Origin of the sequence: Halorhabdus amylolytica (genome assembly GCF_004944975.1) — an archaeon.
Taxonomy (GTDB): Archaea; Halobacteriota; Halobacteria; order Halobacteriales; family Haloarculaceae; genus Halorhabdus; species Halorhabdus amylolytica.
Genome location: NZ_SPQG01000005.1, coordinates 160,619 through 182,112, shown reverse-complemented (window position 1 = coordinate 182,112; position 21,494 = coordinate 160,619). Strand labels below are relative to the sequence as shown.

Here is a 21,494-nt window from a genome sequence, read left to right as displayed (position 1 = left end):
GTAGCGCGCTCGGGTTCGCTACGACGGCATCTACCGGTTTCCATGTCGATGGCGAAGTTCGATCCGAAAGGAAGGCTGATTACGACTGCACTACAGGTTTTTATCAATGGCCTCGACGTGGAAACGCGACTTCGCGAGCGGCCTGATCGTACTGGCGCCCTTGCTGGTCACTGTCATCGTCCTCCTGTGGTTGTACAACCGTCTGAAGGCCGTGCCGATCGCGATCGAACCGGAGCCACTACGGGTCGCAGTGACGATCGTCGTCTTCATCCTGCTGGTGTTCGCAGTCGGGTATCTGATGCGGACGGCACTGGGTGCGCTCCTGGAGGACGCGATCGACGACCTGATGAACCAGTTGCCGGGGCTACGTGTCGTCTACAACGCCTCGAAGATGGCTGCCGAGACCGCCCTGACCGGGACCGACGAACTCCAGGCCCCCGTGAAACTCGAAACCTGGAACGGGATGCGCATGACTGCATTTCTGACCGGGAAGTCGACCGACGACGGCCGAGATGTTCTTTTTCTCCCGACGGCTCCGAACATCACGACCGGGTTCGTCGTCGAGGTCGAACCGGAGGATTACACCAAAACCGACGAGCGCGTCGAGGACGCGCTGACGCGGATTCTCAGCGCCGGGTTCGGCGAGAGCGAGGAGAGTGTCATCCAAGTCGATGTCGAGGACATCGCCGACGAGGAGGACGCGACCGGGACGGAATCGAACTGAACGCCACCCACTCCGGTGCTCGGGCGCTCAAACGTACGTGAACCACTCCTCGCGGTCGCCCGACTCCACGACCTCGAAGAACGCGGTCTGGATCTCGTCGGTGACGGGCCCCTTCGTGCCCGGACCGATCTCGACGTCGTCGACGCTCCGGATCGGCGTCACTTCCGCCGCCGTCCCCGAGAAGAACAGTTCGTCGGCGGTGTAAAGTTCACCACGCGAGATCGTCGCGTCGTCGTGGACCGTGTATCCCCGTTCCTCCGCGAGGTCGATAACCGTCCGGCGGGTGATGCCGTCGAGGTTCGACTCGGCGAGGCCGGGGGTGTAGATCTCGCCGTCCCGGACGAGAAACAGGTTCTCGCCGGGCCCCTCGGCGACCTGCCCGTCCTTGTTGAGGAGGATCGCCTCGGTGTAGCCGTTCTCTTCCGCCTCTAGACTCGCCAGGACGCTGTTGACGTACGGCCCCGTGGTTTTGGCGTTGGTCGGGATCTGGCTGGAGGCGTACTTCCGCCAGGAGGAGATCGCCACCTCGACGCCGTCCTCCAGAGCTTCCTCGCCGAGGTAGGCTCCCCACGGCCAGACGGCGATCGACACCCTGACCGGTGCATCGCCGGGGTTCAACCCGAGCATGTCGTAGCCGTAGAAGGCGATCGGACGGATGTAACACGAGGGCAACTCCTCGCGATCGATCAACTCGATCGTCGCCTCGGTGAGTTCGTCCTTCTCGAAGGGGATATCCATCCCGTAGGGTTTGGCCGACTGATAGAGCCGATCGAGGTGTTCCTCCCACCGAAAGATCGCCGGGCCGTTTTCGGTGTCGTAACACCGCACGCCCTCGAAGACGCCTGTCCCGTAGTGCAGGCCGTGCGTGAGGACGTGCACCTGGGCGTCCTCCCAGTCGACGAATTCGCCGTCCATCCAGATTGTCCCGACGTCCATGTCGTCGAAACTCATACCCGCTTCAAAGCACCCCTCCGTTAAGAGTCTTCACGGTTCCGGCGTCCTGCGGGAGCCCCGGCACCCGTCAGTGCTCGTGGACGTGCACTGTCACCACGTCGCTGTCTGCGACAGCGAGTTCGTCCCGGAGTTCGTCGGGCGCGATGATTTCCAGTTCCGAGTCGCCGTAGTGGGTCCGCTCGGGCGAGATGACGTGAGCGTTCTCGTAGATTCCGTCGTCGCTTTCGAGCGTGATCGGATAACAGTAGGCGGGGCCGTAGGTCCGATCGCCATCCTCCCAGCCGTCGATCTCGATCGGGTCCAGGGCGTTCATTCGCGCTCGCGCTCGCGTACTCCGCTCATCGAGGTCGAGGTTGAACGTACCGGGGTAGGGTTCGTAGCCGAGCTTCTCGACGAACTGGTCGTGATAGCCCGACAGCGAGACGTAGTGACGGCCCTCGCCCATGCCGCTGGACACGTCGCCGGACAGCGTCACACCGATGCCGTGTTCGAAGATGCGCTGGTACTCGGCGTACTCTTCCTGGAGGAGGCGTTCGCCGTCGTCGGTGATCCGAACCCACTGGCCGTCGCTGACGATCTCGCGTGCCAGCAGATCGCCGTCCTCCAGCCGTTGCAATCGCCGAGATGCCGTCTGATTGGAGGCGTCGAGTTTCGACGCCAGCCCGGCACAGGATATCTTGGCGTCGCCGTCGACCGCGCCAGCAAGCGCCAGCAACTTCAGTGTCGCCAGTTCGGCGTATCCGATGTCCTCGCCCGGGAGTTCGACCATCAATCCGGGGTTGGCCCGGGTGACGGATAAGCACACCGGGACCGTGCGAGGACCGTCCTGTCAGATGGTCTCCCTCCGAAGAGGTTCCGTATATTCGCTCTACGTGTCCGATACAGTCCGGAATTCCGTGGGGATACGACGCGTATCGGTCACGATGGAAGGGTCTCGCGTCGGGCTTATATATTCGAGCCGGGTATCTTTCGAACGAGCATGTCCAAGATTTTCAAATCACCAGCAGCGTACGTCCAGGGACGCGGTGTCGCCGACGAGATTGGCGAGCATACGGCTTCTTTGGGCGAAAGAGCGGTATTGATCGCCGACGAGGTCGTCCTCGATCTCGTCGAAGACTCTGTGTCGACCAGCCTGGACAAGGCGGGACTTGCAGCGAGTTCCGTCGAGTTCCGGGGCGAAGCCTCCGAATCGGAGGTCGATCGGATCACTGAATTCACTCGTGATCGTGACGCCGATGTCGTCATCGGCGCGGGCGGTGGCAAGGTCCTGGACACTGCCAAGGCCGTCCGGGAGAACATCGACGGCGGAGCAATGGTCTCGATGCCGACCATCGCCTCGACGGACGCGCCGACGAGTGCCCTGTCGGTCATCTACAGCGAACGCGGCGAGTTCGAGGACTACTGGTTCTACGACGAACACCCGGATCTCGTACTTGTCGATACCGACACCGTCTCGGACGCCCCTGTGCGCTTCTTCCGGTCGGGGATCGCAGACGGACTTGCCACCTGGTTCGAGGCCGACGCGACCTACCGGTCGGACAGCGACAACGTCGTCGGCGGCAAACCCACGCGCGCCGGCCATCGCATAGCGCGACTCTGCTACGAAACGCTGCGCGAACACGGCCGCTCCGCACTCGATGCGGTCGAACGCGACGCCGTCACCGAGAGCGTCGAGGCCGTTACCGAGGCGAACACGCTACTGAGCGGGCTCGGCTTCGAGAGCGGCGGGCTCGCGGCGGCCCACTCGGTCCACAACGGGCTGACCCAACTGGAGGCCACCCACGACGCGACTCACGGCGAGAAGGTCAATATCGGCACGATCACACAGCTCGTCCTGGAAGGACGCGAGGACTCCTTCCTCGAGGACTACGTCGCGTTCTCCCGGGAGATCGGGCTGCCGGTCGCACTATCGGACATTGGGCTGGACGATCCGACCGACGACCAACTCGAGACGGTCGCCGCTGCCGCCTGTGACGAGGCGGAAACGATCCACAACCAGCCGTTCGAAGTCACTGCGCCGATGGTCCGGGACGCGCTGAAAACCGTCGACGAAATCGCGGAACGGGTCTGAGAGAGCTTCGTCGGTCTCAGGGCCGGCCGCCCTTCGGCGTCCACTCGGCTGCCTCCTGCTCCCAGAAATCGCTGTCGGGCGCGAGTTTCTCGACCCAGGTGTTTTCCTCCCTGGCGAGCATCGCGACCCGGGAGTCGGCCGACTCCTTGAGTACGTCGTGCTCTGGCAGGAACTCCCCGACAGCCTCGGTGAAAGACAGGACGGCGTCGTGATCCGGCATCGCCGATCGATCCAGCCGTCCCCGGGAGTGGCCGACGTGCATGTAGGCTTTCAACTCGTAGAAATCGACGTCAGCACGGGCGGCCATCCCGGCGTACCACGCCGGCCGGGACATGTTATCGCCGTCAATCAGCGTCGTCCGGAGGACGGTCCGGGTGTCGTCCTTCTCGGCGAGGACGTCCAGCGTGTCGATCAGGCGATCCCAGGCGTCCTCGTCGACCGCCTTGACGACGTCGTCGAACGTCCGGCGGTCGGCGGCGTCGACGGAGACGTACAGTTGTGTCGGGTCGCACTCGGCGAGCATCTCCGGATCGGTCCCGTTCGAGACGAGAAACGTCGTGATTCCCCGGTCGTGGAAGGCCTCGATCAGTTCCGGCAGGTAGGGGTACAGCGTGGGCTCGCCGTCCAGCGAGATGGCGACGTGACGCGGCTCCATCGCCTCCTCGAAACGCTCGCGTGGGACCGCGTCGTTGCCACCGTATCCCGAGAGGAGTTTCCGCTGGAGGGAAATCGAGGCGTCGACGACCGCCTCGGGGTCGTCCCACTCGACGTCGTCGAGTTCGTAGGTGTGGCCGGCGTGATCGCGCCAGCAGAAGACACAGCGCTCGTTACACCGGACGACGGGTGTCATCTGGATACAACGATGCGAGCGAATGCCGTAGAACGCGTACTTATAGCACCGCCCCTCGCCCTGGAGTGCGTTGTCGGTCCACCCGCAGGTCTGGGCGGCAGTGTGGCCCTCGCTGTGGTAGTCGGGATCGGTGACCTGGCGGGCGTCCTCTGTCATCGCAACTGCCTCCGGGATCGACGGAGAAAAGACCCACGACCCCGGCGGTGCCTGTGGGCTGTCGACGTCTCAATCGCCGATCGAGATCATACCCTTGATCGCGTCGTCGTCATCGCGGGCGCGTTCGAAGGCTTCCTTAACGTTGCCCAGCGGTTCGGTGAAGTCGGCGATCCACTCGATGTCGGCGGTACCGTCTTCCAGCAGGTCGATCGCCGGCGGATAGCGGTTCGCGTCCCGGAAGGAACCCAGCACGTCCAGTTCGTTGGTGATGATCTCTAAGGCGTCGACCTCGACGGTCGCCTCGTCGGCAAGCCCGATCATGACGACCGTCCCGCCGCGCCGTGCGGCGTCGATCAACGCTTCGACGTCGGGTTCGGAGTCGGTCGCCTCGAAGACGACGTCGGCTCCCCGGCCATCGGTGTACGCCTCGACAGTCGCGGCGAAGTCACCCTCGCGAACGTTGACCGTCGCGTCCGCGCCGTGTTCCTTCGCGCGCTCGAGTTTGCTGTCGACGATGTCACCCACGATGATGTCAGTCGCGCCCGCGGTCTTTGCAGCTTCCATCGTGAGCGAGCCGACCGTCCCGCCGCCCAGGATCGCGACGGTGTCGCCGTGGCCCACGTCGCCACGGTTCGTTGCGTGCAGGCCGATGCCGAACGGTTCGCACAATGCACCTTCGACCAGCGAGACGTTATCGGGCAGCGGGTGGACGAGGTCGGCCGGCCAGGCCAGATACTCAGCAAAGGCACCGTCGAAGGGCGGCGTCGCCATGTAATCGACGTTCGGACAGAGATTGTACTCCCCGCGGCGACAGTGCTCACACCGGCCACAGACGATGCCCGGTTCGAGCGCGACGCGGTCGCCGGCTTCGAGTCCCTCGACATCGTCGCCGACCGCAGCGATGACGCCCGCACTCTCGTGCCCGAGGATCAGCGGGTCCTCGACGACATAGTCGCCGATCTTGCCGTGCTCCCAGTAGTGGACGTCGGACTTGCAGATCCCGACGTCGGTCATCTCGACGAGTACCTCGTCGCTGTCGGGAGTCGGTCGCTCACGATCCTCGAACTCGAACGCCAGATCCTCGGTGAGAACTGCTGTCTGCATCAGATAGGAACTCCGGTACCGAACGCTATAAATCCCCCGCAGGTCGCGCCCGTCTGGGCCGGTGTGGCGACCGACACCCAGACTGGTGACGCACGTTCGACGATGGGACAACGGCCTTGTGCTCACGACTCGACGGCTCGACCGGCCGAGTCCGTCATCCCTATATCCGGCGCTGGAAAAGCGAAGGTATGTACCTGTCATTTCGTTCGGCGGTCGTCGCGGCGATGGGCGACGCGCTCTCTGCGCTCGATTTTCCGACCGACGATCTGGGGATCGAACGCCCCCCGGAAGACGTACCGGCCGTCCTGGCCTCGAGCGTCGCCTATCGACTCGCCGACGTGGCGGGCGCTCCACCACCGGAGATCGCCGCCGACCTTGCAGCCGAGATCGACCCGGACGTCTATGCATACCTGGAGGATGTCGAAACGCGGGGTCCCTACGTCAACTTCCTGCCGAGTGACCGGTACTTCGACGAAACGCTCGAGGCCGCACAGGCCGACGACTACGGGACGCTTCCCGACACCGGCGAGTCGGTCGTCGTCGAACACACCAGCGCCAATCCGACCGGCCCGGTCCACGTCGGTCGGGCGCGCAACCCCATCGTGGGGGACGCGCTGGCTCGTGTCCTCGAATACGCCGGTAACGATGTCGAACGCCACTACTACGTCAACGACGCCGGCCGCCAGATCGCCGTCTTCACCTGGGCCTACGAGACCTTCGAGGAGAGCGCCTTGCCCGAACCGGAACGGGACTCCCCGGAGTACGAGATGGTCCGGTACTACCGGAAGGGCAACGACTACCTCGAGGAAGCCAGCGAAAGCGACCGCGAGGCCGCCGAGGAGGCGATCCAGGCGATCCTCCAGGGACTCGAAGAGGGCGACGAGGAGACCTACGAGCGCGTGAGCGAGGTCGTCGACACTGTGCTGGGAGGAATGTGTGGGACTCTCGGGCGGTTGCCCGCCGAGTTCGACGAGTTCGTCAAGGAGACGCGGTTCATGCGCGACGGGTCGACCGACGACGTCGTCGACCGCCTTAAGGACCTCGACGCGGCTGTCTTCGAGGACGACGCCTGGCAACTCGACTTGCCCGACTTCGAGAAGAACCTCGTCTTTCTTCGCTCGGACGGCACCTCGCTGTACACGACCCGGGATCTGGCCCACCACGAGTGGAAGTTCGACAACTTCGACCGTGCGGTGACGGTACTCGGCGAAGATCACAAGCTCCAGGCCGATCAGCTCTCGGCGACCCTCGACCTCCTCGGTCACGACACTGATCGGCTCCAGCAAGTCTTCTACTCGTGGGTCAACTTACCGGAGGGCGGGATGAGCACCCGCGAGGGGACGGGCGTCGACCTCGACGACCTGCTCGACGAGGCGATCGATCGCGCCCGCGACGAGGTCGAAAATCGCCTCGAAGACCGCCAACGGAGCGACGACCTCGATTCTGACGACGTCGAACGCATCGCCCACCAGGTCGGGATCGGGGCGGTCCGGTACGATGTCGTCGCCAAACAACCCACGAAGGGGATCACCTTCGAATGGGAACGCGCCTTGGACTTCGAGGCCCAGTCGGCGCCGTACGTCCAGTACGTCCACGCCCGTTGTTGTGGCATCATCGAGGAAGGTCGTGGGGCCGGTCAGGAGGTACCCGATGCGGTCGACGCCGACGCCCTCACGACCGCCGCGGAACGCGACCTGCTTCGGGAGATCGCCCGGTTCCCGGCCGTGATCGAGCAGGCGGCCGACGAACTCCGGCCCCACGTCGTCGCGACGTACACGCGCGACCTCGCGGAGGCGTTCAACGTCTTCTACCGGGAATGCCCGGTGCTCGACGCGGACGGGGAGACGCGGCCAGCCCGACTGGCGCTGGTCGCCGCCGCGCGGACGACCATCGCTAACTCGCTGGACGTCCTCGGCGTCGCCGCTCCGGAGTCGATGTAGTGTCGGACAGCAACTCTTGACATCCTCTCACGGCTGAAGCCGTGTCAGTCTGACCGTCGTGGCGACGATACTGGCCGAGAAACGACACGGCGGCCGGTGGCTAGGAGAACGCAGGATGACGGGATCTGCCAGGACAGGACAGTCGAGTCATCGACCGAAGACGCCGAAGACACCGCCGGATCCCTCTTCGTCGTCTTCCTCGTCTTCGGTCGCTTCCTCCTCACTGGGGAACCACTCGGTCCCCTCGTCGGTGACGGTCTCGGCCGACTCGCCTTCGAGGATGCGGACCAGCGACGCCGCCAGCCGACGGTAGGCCTTCGCGGCCGGACTATCGGGGAAGTTCAACACCAGCGGTTCGTCCGCGGTCGCCTCGGCATCTTCCGGAATCACGGCCAGGAGATCGTGTTCGAGGTCGGCAGTGACGGCCTCGATGTCCTCGGGGCCGGTCGCCCGCGTCAGGATCGAGCCGATGACCTTGCCGTCGACACGCTTTGCGAGCCCGGCGGTCTTGTTCGCGTCGCCGACGGCGACTTCGTCGGGCGTGGTCACGAGCAGGACACTGTCGGCCAGCCCCAGCGGGACTGTCGCCTCGTGGCTCAGGCCGGCGCCGGTGTCGATCAACACCACGTCGTAGGCGTTGACCAGCGTCTTAACTACCTTCCTGAGTTTGGCCGGATCCGCGTCGGCGAAGGCTTCGAGGCTCTGTTCACCCGGGACAACTGTCAGTCCGCCCGGCCCCTCGGTGAGTGTGTCGCTGATCGCCGATTCCTCGGCCAACACCTCGTGGAGACTGTTGTCGAACTCGACGCCGAGCATGGCCGCCATGTTCGCCATGCCGAGGTCAGCGTCGACGGTCACGACGTCGTAGTCGGCCTCCTGTAAGGCCGTGCCGACGTTGACGGCCGTCGTGGTCTTCCCGACCCCGCCCTTGCCGCCTGCGATAGTGAAGACGTGTCCCGTCATCCCTCGATGTTCGAACACTCACATGGCTCCCATATAAAGCCGTTTGTCCATCAGATCCCAGTGTCAGCTACCCACCCCTGAAGGTGGGCTTTCGCCCCGCTGTAACTCTCGCAGGTCATCGATGTTCGGCTGTCGGGTCGGCCCTGAAGGCGGGCTTCCGGACTCTTCGTGCTATAACGGGCCGTAGGGAACCCCGCGGTCAAAGCATACTTACCCGTCATCCGGCTACACAGTAGTAATGAGTAGTCAGGAACAGGACGGGGGCCAGACCGACCGGCAGAAATACGAGTTCCGGAAGGTCATCGAGGAGCTGGAGGACTACCGAGGGTCGGGTACGCAACTCGTGAGTATCTACGTCCCCGAGGACACCCTGATCAGCGACGTCGTCGCCCACGTTACCCAGGAACACAGCGAGGCCAGCAACATCAAGTCCAAAGAGACCCGGACGAACGTCCAGGACGCCCTGAAGTCGATCAAAGATCGCCTCCGCTATTACGACAACGAACCGCCCGAGAACGGCATGGTGTTGTTCTCCGGCGCGATCGACACCGGCGGCGGCCGCAGCGACATGATTACCCGCGTCTTAGAGAGCCCGCCCGACCCGATCCAGTCCTTCCGGTATCACTGCGATTCGGAGTTTCTCACTGAACCACTGGAGGGGATGCTCGCCGACAAGGGTCTGTTCGGGCTGATCGTCCTCGATCGCCGGGAGGCCAACGTCGGTTGGCTCAAAGGCAAGCGTGTCGAACCCGTCAAATCCGCCTCCTCGCTCGTCCCCGGCAAACAACGGAAAGGTGGCCAGTCCGCCCAGCGGTTCGCCCGCCTGCGTCTGGAAGCCATCGACAACTTCTATCAGGAGGTCGCCGGGATGGCCAACGACCTCTTTGTTCCGGAACGTCACGACCTCGACGGGATCCTCGTCGGCGGTCCTTCCCCGACCAAGGACGAGTTCTTGGACGGCGACTATCTCCACCACGAACTCCAGGACATGGTGTTGGGGAAGTTCGACGTGGCCTACACCGACGAGTCCGGGCTCCACGATCTCGTCGACGCCGCCGAAGATGTCCTGGCCGAACACGAGATCCTCCAGGACAAGCAGGTCATGGAGGAGTTCTTCTCGGAACTGCACGACGGCAAGAAGGCGACCTATGGGTTCGACCAGACCAGACAGAACCTCAACATGGGATCGGTCGAACAGTTGCTCATCAGCGAGGATCTTCGGAAGGACGTCGCCACGTACGACTGTCCGAACGGTCACACGGAGTACGAACTGCTCGATCGGAACGCGGAGACGCCCGAGATCACTTGCGAGACCTGCGGGGAAGAGGTGGATCTAGAGAAACGCGAGGACGCCATCGAACACCTCATGGAACTGGCTGGACAACGCGGCACGGAGACGGTGTTCGTCTCGACGGACTTCGAGAAGGGCGAACAGCTATTGACGGCTTTCGGTGGCATCGCGGGGATCCTGCGTTATTCGACAGGCGTGTGATCGACATTCGACAGGCGTGTGATCGACCCTCGCCGCGCCCGTGGACGCCGATCGGTTCGATCGGCCCTCGCCGCAGAAACGGAGGTAGGCCGCCGGAATCCCGGCGACCGGCAATCGAAACGCCAGTGGAACGTTGGGGGTACACCGAGTGGTCTCCGGACGTTCGATGGTCGGCAGTGGCACAGCCACTGCATTTGTTCAATTGGATGCGACAGTCTTAGCAACGATACCCAACCAGTTGGGTTGCTGCCGGTCGTCGACGGTTCTCGGCGGGCGGTTCCCGCTCGGGAGCCGTCCTTCCTCACAGCAGTTGTTCGAGTTGTCGGCGCCTGCCCTCCAGATCGATGGGCGTCTCGACACCGTCGGCGAATGCCAGCCGGTCGACCACCAGCAGCGGATCGACGCCGGCCCGTTCGACGTCCGAGAGGAGTACCGAGATCTCCTGGCGGTAGACCGCGAGAGAGGACAGCAGTCCCAGGGCGAGCGCCATCGGGATCGCGGCCTCGGGTTCGGCCGGGAAGGCGTCGTCGATGGCCCGAAAGTCGGGGAGGTCCGCGGGCGGGTCGGCGACCGGGACCAGCCGGAGACACCGCGGGCAGATCGCCGCCCCCGGCTCCTCGCCGGGAAGGTACTCCCGCTGGCCGGCCGGCACCCGGAAGGCGAGCAACCCATTGTCGCAGTCCGGACAGTCCATGGCCGATCTGGATCGCCGACGTACAAAAAGTTCCCGTGCGATCGAATCGGGAGATCGGCGCAGTGATGGAACGACGGGGCCGAGCTGGAAGACGGACTGCCCGACACTTCGGGAGGGCGAGATTCACCCGCAGCGATCGGACTCGCCCGGGTCAACCTGTCGTCGGTGGGCCCGGAGGCCTTCAGCAGCCGAGGGCCATCAGCGAGATACACGCCCATTACACAAACGATTTGACGGGACCCTTAGAAGGAAGTGGTATGCCTGGTCCCGTCTTCCAGTCGGGCGATCGCGTCGACCTCCACGTCGTCGCGGAGTCGGATCTCGACGCGTTCACGCGCGCCCGAAACGACCCGGACGTCCGGGTTCCGCTCGGCATCGACACGCCCGGAAACAGCGACACGGTCGAGGAGTTCTACGAGGAGTCAATCTCCGGTGACGACAGTTACTGGTTCACCGCCGGCGTGGACGGTGATCTCGTGGGTGCCGTCACCTTCCCCGAGGTGGATCGAACGCCCGGCGTGGCCGACCTCTCCTACTGGATCCTGCCGAAACACCGGCGCGAAGGGTACGGCCGCGAGGCAGTCTCGCTCCTGCTGGAGTACGGATTCGAGGAACTCCGGCTCCATCGTGTCCAGGCGGACAGTTACGCCACCAACGATTCCTCGCGGGGGCTGTTGGCGTCGCTCGGCTTCACCGAGGAGGGTCGGATGCGCGACGCCGCGTTCCTGGAGGGGGACCACGTCGATGTCGTGCGGTACGGCCTGCTCGCGACCGAGTGGAGGGTTGAGTGATGCCGGGACCCGCGTTCCGCATGGGAGAGACCGTCGCCTTGCACCCCTGGGAGGACGAAGACGCCGACTTCTACCACCAACACCGCAACAGTGCGGCGGTTCGTCGCCCGCTCACTGACGTCAGCCCGCGGACCCGCCATCAGGTAACCGAACATTTCGAGGAGGGAATCTACGACGACGGTGACGACGAGATGGACTTTCTCGTCTGTACGGGGCCGGCCGAGGCGTTGCGGACGGGTGATGCTGACGCGGTGACGCGCGTCGGCCAGGTCGCCATCCCGTGGATCAATCGTCCCCACGACGTCGGGATGCTGATGTACTGGAGTGCCCCGGCCGAGCAGGGCAACGGCTACGTCACCGAAGCGACCCGACTGTTGCTCGATCACGCCTTCGGCGAGCGGCGCCTTCATAAGGTGTGGGCGATGGTCGTCGAACCCAACGACGCCTCCCGGGCCGTCCTCGAGAAACTCGGATTCGAGCAGGAGGGACATTACCGCGAGGAGACCTTCTACGAGGGACGGTACGTCGACGCCCGTCGGTACGCTATCCTCGCCGAGGAGTGGCTGGACGGGGCCTGACGACGTCGCGGTCGCGGCCATCGCCACCGCTTCTGGACGCCCGCACGCGACGGCGAGCGCGACGCTCTCGACATATTGAAAAGGCGGGCACTGGAATCGGGTACTCGCCTTCCCTATGGTCGATGCGTCCCGAACCATCCTGAAGTACTACGTCTATCGGGCGACGAGTGGCCCGGGATTTACGTACCCGATCTACACGCTTTTCTTGCTGTTGAACGGCCTGACGTTCACCGAGATCGGGATCATCGCGACGGTCCAGTCCATCGTCGTGGTCGGCGGGGAGATTCCGACCGGCTGGATCGGTGACCGGATCGGTCGGCGCAACAGCCTCGCCATCGCAGCCGTGCTGTTCGTGATCTCGAACGCCGGCTATCTCGTGGCGACGGACATCTGGGGCTTTCTGTTCGTCTTCGGCACTCTCTCGTTTGGCCACACGTTCGTCTCGGGAAGCGGGAGCGCCTGGCTGTACGACACTCTCGACGAGCACGACATCACCGACGAGTTCACGCGCATCAGCGGCCGGGCCAGCGCGGTCAGCAAGGCCGTCCGGGCGGTTACTATGATCGTCGGCGGTCTCCTGTACGTTCTGGACCCGTTGTACCCGTTTTACGCGGCGGTTGCGCTCAGTCTGGTCAACGTCGCCGCGGTGTTCTTGCTCCCGAAAAACGCTGCATATGCCGAGGACCGCGGGGACGACGACGGGTCGCTTCCACTGCTTGAGGCCCTCCCGACCATCCGGGAGCGGATCACCTCCCGCGAACTCCGGTGGTTCGTCGTCTACATGGCGCTGTTCTCCGGCGCACTGTTGACCGCGGACATGTACATTCAGCCGATCGTCCGTGATACGTTAGAACAGACCTACGGCGCGGTCCTTGCGAGCTACGGGATTCCGGAGGCTGCGACGCTTGGCTTCCTCTATGCGTCGTTCATGGCCGTCTCGGCCGTCGGAAGCGACTACGCCGCCACGGTCGAGTCCGTCCTGGGGGTCAAACGCGCGATATTCCTGTTGCCAATGGGGATCGCCCTGTTGTACCTCGTTCCGCCCCTGGTCCCCGTCGCTGTCTTCCCCATGTTTTTCGCGATGAAAGGATCGAACAGTCTCGTCTTCCCGATCTCCAGCCGGTACATCAACGACCATATCGCCTCGGTGGGACGGGCGACTGTCATTTCAGCCATCGCAATGATCCGTGCGCTCGCGGGTATCCCGTTCCGCGTCGGGAGTGGTATGTTCGCCGACCTGTTTTCGCCAGTTGGCGCTGTCGCCGTCCTCGGAGGGATCTTCGTCGTCTGTGCACTCTCGCTGTTCTGGCTTGCGCCACCGATCCGGAACGTCGACGTTCCCGGAGACAGCAACAGCTCATCGACCGCTTCCGAACCGCCGGACTGACCACGGAGAACGCAGTTTCGTCAGTGTCAATGGTCCCGTCCGCAATCGACACACGCCCGATCCGTTCGACGCCGTTCAGGCGGACCCGGCCGCTTCGCCTCCCTCGCGCTCGGCCTCGCGTTCGGCCTTCTCGGCGGCCTCTTTGTTGGCCTTGATCTTTTTCATCCGGAATATCTCCTCGCGTTCCTGCTCTTCGAGTTTCTGCTCGATGTACTCCTTGTTCTCGTTGAGCTGGGGCAGCAACGTGAACTCCAGCGCGTTGACGCGGCGTTTGGTCGTCTCGATCTCGTCGAGCAGTTCCTTCATCGCTGTCTCGACCTCTGCTGCGAGGATGATCTGCTCTAACAGTTCCTCGTAGGCTTCGGCGACCTCGTCGATCCGGGCACTCGTCCCGAGAACGCCGTAGCCCCGCTCGTCGAGACTCTTGCGGACCTTCGTCGACTCGATCTGTGGGACGACCACGCCCATGATGTTCTTCGACTGGGTGGTAATCTCGGGATGTTCCTTCAGGGCGGCGGCCGCCCCCCGGACGGCCACGTCCCCCTCCATCGCCCGCGCCATGTCGATGCGATCCTGGGCGCGGTCGTAAGTCTCTTCTAGGTCCGCCCGGACGTCCTGGGCCTGATCGAGGATGTCCATGAACTCCATGATGAGGCCGTCCCGCTTTTTCTCTAAGGTGTCGTGGCCCCGTTCGGAGAGTTCGATCCGGTCCTCGATCTGCATGAGGTTCTTCCGGGTCGGTTTGACGTCCTGTGCCATTATCCGAGTCTATCCGATCCATCCAGTTAATCCTTTTCAGTCGGCGAGCCAGCGCCGGAGGAAGCCGATCCCGGCATCGATTGCCGGTCACAGCCCAGCCCTGCCGACCGGATCGTCCACACGTGCGATCGATAGTTCAGCGAGCATCGATCAGCGGTCACAGCCACAGCCCCTGCCGGCGATCGATCCACGTGACGATCACCGTATGTGGGAGGGTCAGGGCCGCGATCCCGACGAGATACAGTCCCACGGCGTCACCGGTCGCTCCCGCGGCGATCGTCGCCGGTACCAGCGCGAACAGCCCCCCGATCAGTGCCAGGGCAGCGACCGTCGGCGGCGCGGCCTCCAGAGCGACCCGGCCGATCGCCCGCGGCCATCGCCTCTCTCTGACTGCTTCTCGGACGCGTCCGTCGAGCCAGCCGACCCGGACGAGATGACGGACCGAGTGCCACAGACAGAAGTACACCCCGATCGCCAGAACCGGCTCGACGACGAGGAAGACGACCCACAGCAGCGCGGTCTCGCCGACGTCGAGCCGCCAGGCGTCGGTTCCGCTGTCCTCTGTGAGTCGCCGTCCGCGCAGGAGCGTTGTGACCGTTACCACGCCAAAAGTCACCGCCAGCGCGAGGCGAACGCCGGGATCGAACACCGACCACTCCCCAACGGTCCCGCCGAACGGTGCGACGAACGTCCCGAGGACGGCCTGATAGCGGTCCGGAAAGGACACCAGCGGGACGAGCATTGGCAAGCCACCGCGGACGAGGACCGTCAGAACCTGCTGGGATCGATCGAGATAGGTCGCCCCAAAGACGTCCCGGAGGACGTACAGCTCTCCCTGCCCCCAGTGGAACCATGTCAACGCGATGAACACGATCGCGGCCGGAAGCGGCGCGATCCACCACAGCGCCAGGTAGCCGACGCCAAGGGCCGCATAGAGGCAGGTCACGATTCCCAGTCCCCGCAACGTCACCCGGTCGTCCAGCGCCCGCGGCAGTGCCACGTAGTCCAGCGCACCGTGTGGCATTCCGAACACCACGACGCTCGCGAGCAGTGGTAGATACCGGACGAAGTCCGAAACAGGCGCGACCAGAGGATAGACAACTGCGAGTCCGACGAGCGGGAGCCACCCGAGCCACTGGAGCAGGCTGGCCAGCCGACGCGGATCGTCGACCCGGGTCGCGCTCGGATCGCGTTCGAGCAGAGACACGGCTCACGATTGGCGGTCGCCCCGGAGGAAGGTTTCGGCGGCGAAGGCGCGACTTGCCGCTTAGTTTTCGGTGTCACCCGCTGGGTCGTCTGTATGGCGATAGTAATACTGCGAGCCGTAATACGTGAGTGCGGCGATGAGCCAGGTCGCCGCGATCGGTGTCCGTACAGTGCCGATCGTGACGAACTGGTACCCACCGACCACGATCAAGGCGACGATGGTGACGAGAAACCCGTTGCGCGCGCCGCGCGTGACCGGATCGGCTTCGACCATGGGCGGCAGTTCGAGGGGGCGTCACTTACCGCCTGGGATCGCGCGTCAGTCGTCGGCCTCGGCGGCCTCGATCGTCGCGTCCGAACCCGCGTCGTAGTAAGTCTCGATGAACTCCTCGTCGATACGGTTGAGTTCCTCCTCGGGCAGCATCGAGAGCAGGTCCCAGCCGATCGAGAGGGTCTCTTCGATCGTCCGGTCGGTGTCGTAGCCCTGGTCGACGAACTCGCTCTCGAAGCGATCGGCGAAGTCCAGATACTTGTTGTCACGCTCGGAGAGCGCTTCGCGACCGACGATATTCACGAGGTCTCGCAGGTCCTCGCCCTCCGCATAGGCGGCATAGAGCTGGTCGGAGACGTCTCCGTGGTCCTCGCGGGTCAGCCCCTCGCCGATCCCTTCGTCCATGAGCCGCGATAGCGAGGGCAGGACGTAGATCGGCGGCCGGGTCCCCTGGCTGTTGAGGTCCCGGTCGACGTAGATCTGACCCTCGGTGATGTACCCGGTGAGGTCCGGGATCGGATGGGTGTCGTCGTCGCTGGGCATCGTGAGGATCGGAATCTGGGTGATCGACCCCTCGACGCCCTCGATCCGACCGGCCCGCTCGTACAATCCTGCCAGGTCGGTGTACATGTATCCGGGATAGCCCCGGCGACCCGGGACCTCCTCGCGGGCGGCCCCGATCTCCCGGAGGGCCTCACAGTAGTTGGTCATGTCCGTCATGATCGTCAGGACGTGATACCCCTTCTCGAAGGCCAGATACTCCGCGGTGGTCAGCGCCAGCCGCGGCGTGATCGTCCGCTCGACCGCGGGGTCGTCCGCGAGGTTGAGGAAGACGACCGAGCGTTCCAGCGCACCGGTGCGCTCGAAGTCGTCCATGAACTCGTTGGCCTCCTCGGCGGTGATCCCCATCGCCGCGAAGACCACGGCGAACTCGCTGTCCTCGCCCTCGTCCTCCTCGGGCACTTCCGCCTGGCGGGCGATCTGCAGCGCCAGGTCGTTGTGGGGCAGCCCCGACGCCGAGAACAGCGGAAGCTTCTGGCCCCGGACCAGCGTGTTCATGCCGTCGATGGCGCTGATTCCGGTCTGGATGAACTCCCGCGGGTACTCCCGGGAGACGGGGTTAATCGCTTTCCCGACGATGTCCTGGCGCTCGTCCGGGACGATGTCCGGTCCGCCGTCGATCGGCCGGCCGGTGCCGTCCAGTACCCGCCCGAGCAGTTCCTCGGTGACGGGCATCTTCATCGTCTCGCCCAGGAACCGGACCGAGCACTCCCGGTCGATCCCCTGCGTGCTCTCGAAGACCTGGACCGCGACGTGGTCACTCGTCGATTCGAGTACCTGACCACGGCGGGTCTCGCCGTCGCCGGTCTCGATCTCGACGATCTCGTCGTAGCCGACCGGTTCGTCCGTCTCGACGAACACGAGTGGGCCGCTGACTTCCGTGATCGTCTTGTACTCTTTCATTGGTACATCCCCCGCAGTTGCTCCTCGATGTCCTCTTCGATCTCCCCGACGAACTCCTCGTAGCCCTCCGTCGTTCCGATCCGGTTGAGCCGTGGTGCTGCGTCGATATCCGTGATCTCGTCGACCGGGACGCCTGCGTCCAGCGCGTCGAAGGCCTCGTCGTTGAAGCTCTTGATGGCCTGCATCATCCGATAGGTCTTCTCCGGTTCGCAGTACGTGTCGACATCGTGGAGGGCGTTCTGCTGGAGGTAGGACTCCCGGATATAACGGGCGACCTCCAGGGTGAGCTGCTGGTCGGCCGGCAGTGCGTCCTGGCCGACCAGCTGGACGATCTCCTGCAGCTCGCTCTCCTCGTCCAACGTGTCGATGACCCACTGGCGGATCTCCGGCCAGTCATCGGCGACCTCGGACTGGAACCACGGGTCCAACTGATCACGGTACAGCGAATACGACTCGTCCCAGTTGATCGCCGGGAAATGTCGACGCTCGGCGAGGTCGGCGTCCAGTGCCCAGAACGTCTTGACGATCCGCAGCGTGTTCTGGGTCACTGGCTCGGAGAAGTCACCACCCGGCGGCGAGACTGCCCCGACGACCGTGACCGATCCCTCGGTGCCGTTTGCGTTCTGGTAGTAACCAGCCCGCTCGTAGAACTCGCTGAGGCGAGCGCCCAGATAGGCGGGATAGCCCTCCTCGCCGGGCATCTCCTCCAGGCGCGAGGAGATCTCTCGGAGGGCTTCGGCCCACCGCGAGGTGGAGTCGGCCATCAGCGCCACGTCGTAGCCCATGTCTCGGTAGTACTCCGCGATCGTGATACCGGTATAGACCGACGATTCACGCGCCGCGACGGGCATGTTCGACGTGTTGGCGATGAGGCTCGTCCGAGACATGAGGGGCTTGCCGGTCTTTGGGTCCTCCAGGTCCGGGAAGTCCTCGATCACCTCGGTCATCTCGTTGCCCCGCTCGCCACAACCGACGTAGACGACGATGTCTGCGTCGGCCCACTTGGCTAATTGGTGCTGGGTGACAGTTTTCCCGCTACCAAAGGGGCCCGGAATTGCGGCTGTTCCGCCCTTGGCTACCGGAAATAGCCCATCCAGGATGCGCTGACCTGTCACCAATGGGTCAGTTGGAGTCTCCTTGTCACCGGCGGGTCGGGACTGGCGGACCGGCCACTCCTGGTGCATGGTGATCTCCTCGCCATTGTCCAGCGAAACGACCGTCTCGTCGACGGTGAAGTTGCCCTTGTTGGTCTCGACGACTTCGCCCCCCTCGTAATCGGGCGGCACCATCACCTTGTGTTCGATGCTTTCGGTCTCGGGAACGGTCCCGACGATGTCGCCGGCGGTGACTTCGTCTCCTTGCTCGACGGTGGGCGTGAACTCCCATGTCTTCTCGACGTCGATCCCGGGAGCGTCGACCCCGCGATCGAGGAACGCCGAATCCATCTTTTCCTCTAGGCCTTCGAGGGGACGCTGGACACCGTCGTAGATGTTGTCCAGGATCCCCGGGCCGAGGTCGACGCTGAGTGGCGCACCCGTACTCTCGACGGGTTCGCCGGGTGCGACGTCCGAGGTCTCCTCGTAGACCTGGATCGTCGTCAGGTCGCCTTCGATCTCGATGATCTCGCCCATCAGGCCCTCCTCGCCGACGTAGACCACGTCGTTCATCCGGGCCTGCAGGCCCGTCGCCGTGACGACGGGACCGCTCACGCTCTCGATGACGCCGTCCTCACGGACGTCTGTACTCGTAGCTTGACTCATAGTTTACTCCTCCTCCATCAGGTCGATACCGATGGCACGTTTGATCTGATCGCGCAACCCGCCGCTGCCGGCGCCGCCGCCCAACGTCACCAGGACGGGGTCGACGCTCGTCTCGACCCGCTCGCGGACGTCACGCGAGAGGTGCTCAAGGTCCGACTCGTGCATGACGATGATCCCCACCTCGTCGTCCTCGAGCATCCCCGTGACGGCCTCGTCCATCTCCTCGCGGTTCGGCTCGGACGGGACGTTGGCGAACTTCCGGACGCCGGCCAGCCGGAAGCCAGTCGTGAAGTCCGCACTGCCGATGACCGCGATCTCCTTGCTCATAGCATCACCAGGTCCCGTTCGATCTCGTCCGGCTGTAGCCCGCTCTCGCGGCCGCGGGCGATCGCACGGATGTTGTCTATCTCGCGTTCCTTCGCCAGAATGTACGACAGCACGGCCGTGATCGATACGGGATATCGGTAGGACAGTGTATCGGCATATTCGAGCAACGCCGCGTCCAGGGCGTGCTCGAACCCGATCAGGTCCTCGGCCGCCGCCAGTTCCTCCAGGGCGGTCTCGAGGTCATCGCCGTACCCGCTCTCCCGGACGTGTTCGACGAGCAGGTCCTTGTCGCCGGCCAGTCGCCGGACCTCTTCGGCATCGAAGAGACTGCCGCCATCGATGTAGTACTCCGAGGGGTCGATGTCGGCACCGCTGCGTGCGATCCGCAGCGCGTTCCGGAGATTCCGGAAGTCGATCTCCGCCCGGAGGAACTCCAGGTACAACTGTGTCGCCCTGTCGGCGTATTGCTCGTCCGGCAGGTCCTCGATCAACTGTTCGTAGAACGTCCGGTCGACCGCGTTCTCGAGGGGGACGAGCAACTCTTCGGCCTCGAAGTCCTCGAAGGATCCGAGCAACGGCTCGTAGAAAATCGTCCCTTCGAGTCCCTCGATGACGCCCTCGATCGACTCCGCACTCGCCAGTCGATCCAGCGTCTCATCGGTGAGTTCGCCGGCCCGGATCAGGTCTGATTCGATCGCCTCGGCGTCGGCGCCCGAGTAGATCCCGCGCAAGACCGTCTTGACGTTCCAGGCGTCGAAGCGCCGGAGGTACCGGGCGACGTTCTCGTACAGTTCGCCCTCGGCCCAGGCCAGTAAGTCCTCGAAGTGTTTGGCCATGTTCCGTGTCAGCGCGTACTCGATGAGGTCGACCCCCGAGTAGCGAGCGCCGAGGGCGTTCATCTCCCGCTCGTACTCGGTCTCCTCCATGAAGCGAGCGATCTCGCCCGTTCCCATCCGGACCAACTTGCGGTAATCGTCCTCGTCGAACAGCGCGGCCCGGCGGGCCCGGACCCGCGCGACCACGTACTCGTAATTGCTCGAACCGCCGGAACTTCTCGTTCGTGGACTCATTTCTCGGGTTCGATTTCGAGGTCCTCGTCCGCGAACAGACGGTCACTGATCTCCCGGATCTCGTCGTCCCAGACGTCCTCGAGCAGCGAGTCGAACGTGTTGTTCACCCGGACCCGCGAGGCGGTGCTCTCGACGACGACGCCGCCGAGGCACTCGACCTCGCCGGCCAACGTCGCGTCGTACTCGGTGAGAATGCCCTCGACCAACTCCTCGTCGGCCGGCCGACAGTACACTTCGATCTCGCCCCCATCGAACTCTGCGAGGGCTGCCTCGAGCGTTTCGCGGGTGAGGCGCTTGCGACGGTCCTCTTCTAGCTCCGCGAGACGCTCTTCGACGCGTTCGCGGACCGTCGAAAGGGCCGTCCGACGAGCCTTGAGACGTTCCTGTTTGGCCTCGAGGGTTGCACTGGAGAGCCGCCGCTCGCGCTCCTGTTCGATCCGGCGCTCTACCTCCCGTTCGCGTTGCGCGCGGATCTCCTCGGCTTCAGCCTCGGCCTCGCCGACGATCTCCTCGGCCTCCGAATCGGCCTCGGTGCGAATCTCCTCCGCACGCGCGCGTGCTTCCTCGCGGATGTCTTCGACGACCGTTTCGAGGCTCATACCTTCGAGAACCTCGTTACTACGACAGTGTCAGGAAGACGACGACCAGTGCCAGGATGACGATCGTTTCGGGAATGACCGTCAGGATGAGGACACGGCCGAACAGACTCTCGTCCTCGGCGATGGCACCGACAGCCGCCGAGCCGATTCCACGCTCGGCATACCCTGCACCGAACGATGCTAGCCCGACGGCGAGTGCCGCCGCAGCCAGGGCCGGGATTGCAGGATCCGATTCGTACGTCTGGAGTATGACGTCCGTCAGGGTTGGTAGTACGCTCATGATTGGATTCCGTATGGTGTATCCGAACAGACGTCACTTCGCTCCAGCACGTTC

The 21,494-nt window shown here is 64.2% G+C and carries 22 protein-coding genes; 7 read left to right on the top strand and 15 right to left on the bottom strand.

Annotation, left to right across the window (positions count from 1 at the left end; genetic code table 11):
* Positions 1-106: 106 nt before the first annotated feature.
* Complete coding sequence (locus E3374_RS09145) at positions 107-724, top strand: DUF502 domain-containing protein (protein WP_136688773.1); 618 nt, start codon at positions 107-109, stop codon at positions 722-724.
* 27 nt (positions 725-751) lie between these two features.
* Here E3374_RS09145 and E3374_RS09140 read toward each other — a convergent pair whose 3' ends face one another.
* Both E3374_RS09140 and E3374_RS09135 read right to left on the bottom strand, forming a co-directional pair.
* Positions 752-1,675, bottom strand: coding sequence for a branched-chain amino acid transaminase (locus tag E3374_RS09140; RefSeq protein ID WP_136688772.1), 924 nt, complete (start codon positions 1,673-1,675; stop codon positions 752-754).
* 70 nt (positions 1,676-1,745) lie between these two features.
* Positions 1,746-2,447, bottom strand: a complete 702-nt coding sequence (locus E3374_RS09135; RefSeq protein WP_136688771.1) for a DUF120 domain-containing protein — start codon at positions 2,445-2,447, stop codon at positions 1,746-1,748.
* Positions 2,448-2,657: 210 nt separating this feature from the next.
* Here E3374_RS09135 and E3374_RS09130 point away from each other — a divergent pair, with 210 nt between their 5' ends.
* Positions 2,658-3,749, top strand: coding sequence for a glycerol dehydrogenase (locus E3374_RS09130; RefSeq protein ID WP_136688770.1), 1,092 nt, complete (start codon positions 2,658-2,660; stop codon positions 3,747-3,749).
* Positions 3,750-3,765: 16 nt separating this feature from the next.
* Here E3374_RS09130 and twy1 read toward each other — a convergent pair whose 3' ends face one another.
* Positions 3,766-4,755, bottom strand: coding sequence for a 4-demethylwyosine synthase TYW1 (gene twy1 / locus E3374_RS09125; protein WP_136688769.1), 990 nt, complete (start codon positions 4,753-4,755; stop codon positions 3,766-3,768).
* Positions 4,756-4,824: 69 nt separating this feature from the next.
* Positions 4,825-5,859: an NAD(P)-dependent alcohol dehydrogenase gene (locus tag E3374_RS09120; protein WP_136688768.1), complete on the bottom strand. Its 1,035-nt coding sequence runs from the start codon at positions 5,857-5,859 to the stop codon at positions 4,825-4,827.
* Positions 5,860-6,047: 188 nt separating this feature from the next.
* On the opposite strand from E3374_RS09120, the gene argS reads away from it, so the two are divergent.
* A complete protein-coding gene (gene argS / locus E3374_RS09115) occupies positions 6,048-7,799 on the top strand; it encodes an arginine--tRNA ligase (RefSeq protein ID WP_136688767.1) in 1,752 nt (583 codons plus the stop codon).
* A gap of 147 nt (positions 7,800-7,946) precedes the next feature.
* Here argS and E3374_RS09110 read toward each other — a convergent pair whose 3' ends face one another.
* Positions 7,947-8,762 carry a MinD/ParA family ATP-binding protein gene (locus tag E3374_RS09110; RefSeq protein ID WP_136688766.1) on the bottom strand — a complete coding sequence of 272 codons (816 nt, stop codon included), beginning with the start codon at positions 8,760-8,762 and terminating at the stop codon, positions 7,947-7,949.
* 238 nt (positions 8,763-9,000) lie between these two features.
* Here E3374_RS09110 and prf1 point away from each other — a divergent pair, with 238 nt between their 5' ends.
* Positions 9,001-10,254, top strand: a complete 1,254-nt coding sequence (gene prf1, locus E3374_RS09105) for a peptide chain release factor aRF-1 (RefSeq protein ID WP_136688765.1) — start codon at positions 9,001-9,003, stop codon at positions 10,252-10,254.
* 301 nt (positions 10,255-10,555) lie between these two features.
* On the opposite strand, the gene E3374_RS09100 is transcribed toward prf1, so the two are convergent.
* Entirely contained in the window at positions 10,556-10,948 is a 393-nt protein-coding gene (locus E3374_RS09100) for a DUF6276 family protein (RefSeq protein ID WP_136688764.1), read from the bottom strand.
* Between the two features lie 257 nt (positions 10,949-11,205).
* Here E3374_RS09100 and E3374_RS09095 point away from each other — a divergent pair, with 257 nt between their 5' ends.
* The 3 genes from E3374_RS09095 to E3374_RS09085 all read left to right on the top strand — a co-directional run bounded on the left by E3374_RS09095 (position 11,206) and on the right by E3374_RS09085 (position 13,704).
* Positions 11,206-11,739: a GNAT family N-acetyltransferase gene (locus E3374_RS09095; protein ID WP_169051815.1), complete on the top strand. Its 534-nt coding sequence runs from the start codon at positions 11,206-11,208 to the stop codon at positions 11,737-11,739.
* Positions 11,739-12,317, top strand: a complete 579-nt coding sequence (locus tag E3374_RS09090; RefSeq protein ID WP_136688762.1) for a GNAT family N-acetyltransferase — start codon at positions 11,739-11,741, stop codon at positions 12,315-12,317. Before E3374_RS09095 ends, E3374_RS09090 begins: the two co-directional genes overlap by 1 nt.
* 115 nt (positions 12,318-12,432) lie before the next feature.
* Positions 12,433-13,704: an MFS transporter gene (locus E3374_RS09085; RefSeq protein WP_136688761.1), complete on the top strand. Its 1,272-nt coding sequence runs from the start codon at positions 12,433-12,435 to the stop codon at positions 13,702-13,704.
* 75 nt (positions 13,705-13,779) lie between these two features.
* Here E3374_RS09085 and E3374_RS09080 read toward each other — a convergent pair whose 3' ends face one another.
* From E3374_RS09080 to E3374_RS09040, 9 genes are all read right to left on the bottom strand, one after another.
* Entirely contained in the window at positions 13,780-14,463 is a 684-nt protein-coding gene (locus tag E3374_RS09080) for a V-type ATP synthase subunit D (protein WP_136688760.1), read from the bottom strand.
* 157 nt (positions 14,464-14,620) lie between these two features.
* Complete coding sequence (locus tag E3374_RS09075; protein WP_136688759.1) at positions 14,621-15,670, bottom strand: Brp/Blh family beta-carotene 15,15'-dioxygenase; 1,050 nt, start codon at positions 15,668-15,670, stop codon at positions 14,621-14,623.
* Positions 15,671-15,730: 60 nt separating this feature from the next.
* The gene (locus E3374_RS09070; protein ID WP_136688758.1) at positions 15,731-15,943 is read right to left on the bottom strand and encodes a hypothetical protein; all 213 of its coding nucleotides are present in this window, start codon (positions 15,941-15,943) and stop codon (positions 15,731-15,733) included.
* Positions 15,944-15,988: 45 nt separating this feature from the next.
* Positions 15,989-17,404, bottom strand: coding sequence for a V-type ATP synthase subunit B (locus tag E3374_RS09065; RefSeq protein WP_136688757.1), 1,416 nt, complete (start codon positions 17,402-17,404; stop codon positions 15,989-15,991).
* Positions 17,401-19,164, bottom strand: coding sequence for an ATP synthase subunit A (locus tag E3374_RS09060; RefSeq protein WP_136688756.1), 1,764 nt, complete (start codon positions 19,162-19,164; stop codon positions 17,401-17,403). Before E3374_RS09060 ends, E3374_RS09065 begins: the two co-directional genes overlap by 4 nt.
* Positions 19,165-19,167: 3 nt before the next feature.
* Positions 19,168-19,491 carry a V-type ATP synthase subunit F gene (locus tag E3374_RS09055; protein ID WP_136688755.1) on the bottom strand — a complete coding sequence of 108 codons (324 nt, stop codon included), beginning with the start codon at positions 19,489-19,491 and terminating at the stop codon, positions 19,168-19,170.
* Complete coding sequence (locus E3374_RS09050; RefSeq protein ID WP_136688754.1) at positions 19,488-20,561, bottom strand: V-type ATP synthase subunit C; 1,074 nt, start codon at positions 20,559-20,561, stop codon at positions 19,488-19,490. The genes E3374_RS09055 and E3374_RS09050 overlap by 4 nt, the downstream gene beginning before the upstream one ends.
* Positions 20,558-21,160, bottom strand: a complete 603-nt coding sequence (locus E3374_RS09045) for a V-type ATP synthase subunit E (RefSeq protein WP_136688753.1) — start codon at positions 21,158-21,160, stop codon at positions 20,558-20,560. Before E3374_RS09045 ends, E3374_RS09050 begins: the two co-directional genes overlap by 4 nt.
* Positions 21,161-21,179: 19 nt before the next feature.
* Positions 21,180-21,440: a hypothetical protein gene (locus E3374_RS09040; protein WP_136688752.1), complete on the bottom strand. Its 261-nt coding sequence runs from the start codon at positions 21,438-21,440 to the stop codon at positions 21,180-21,182.
* Between the last annotated feature and the right edge of the window lie 54 nt (positions 21,441-21,494).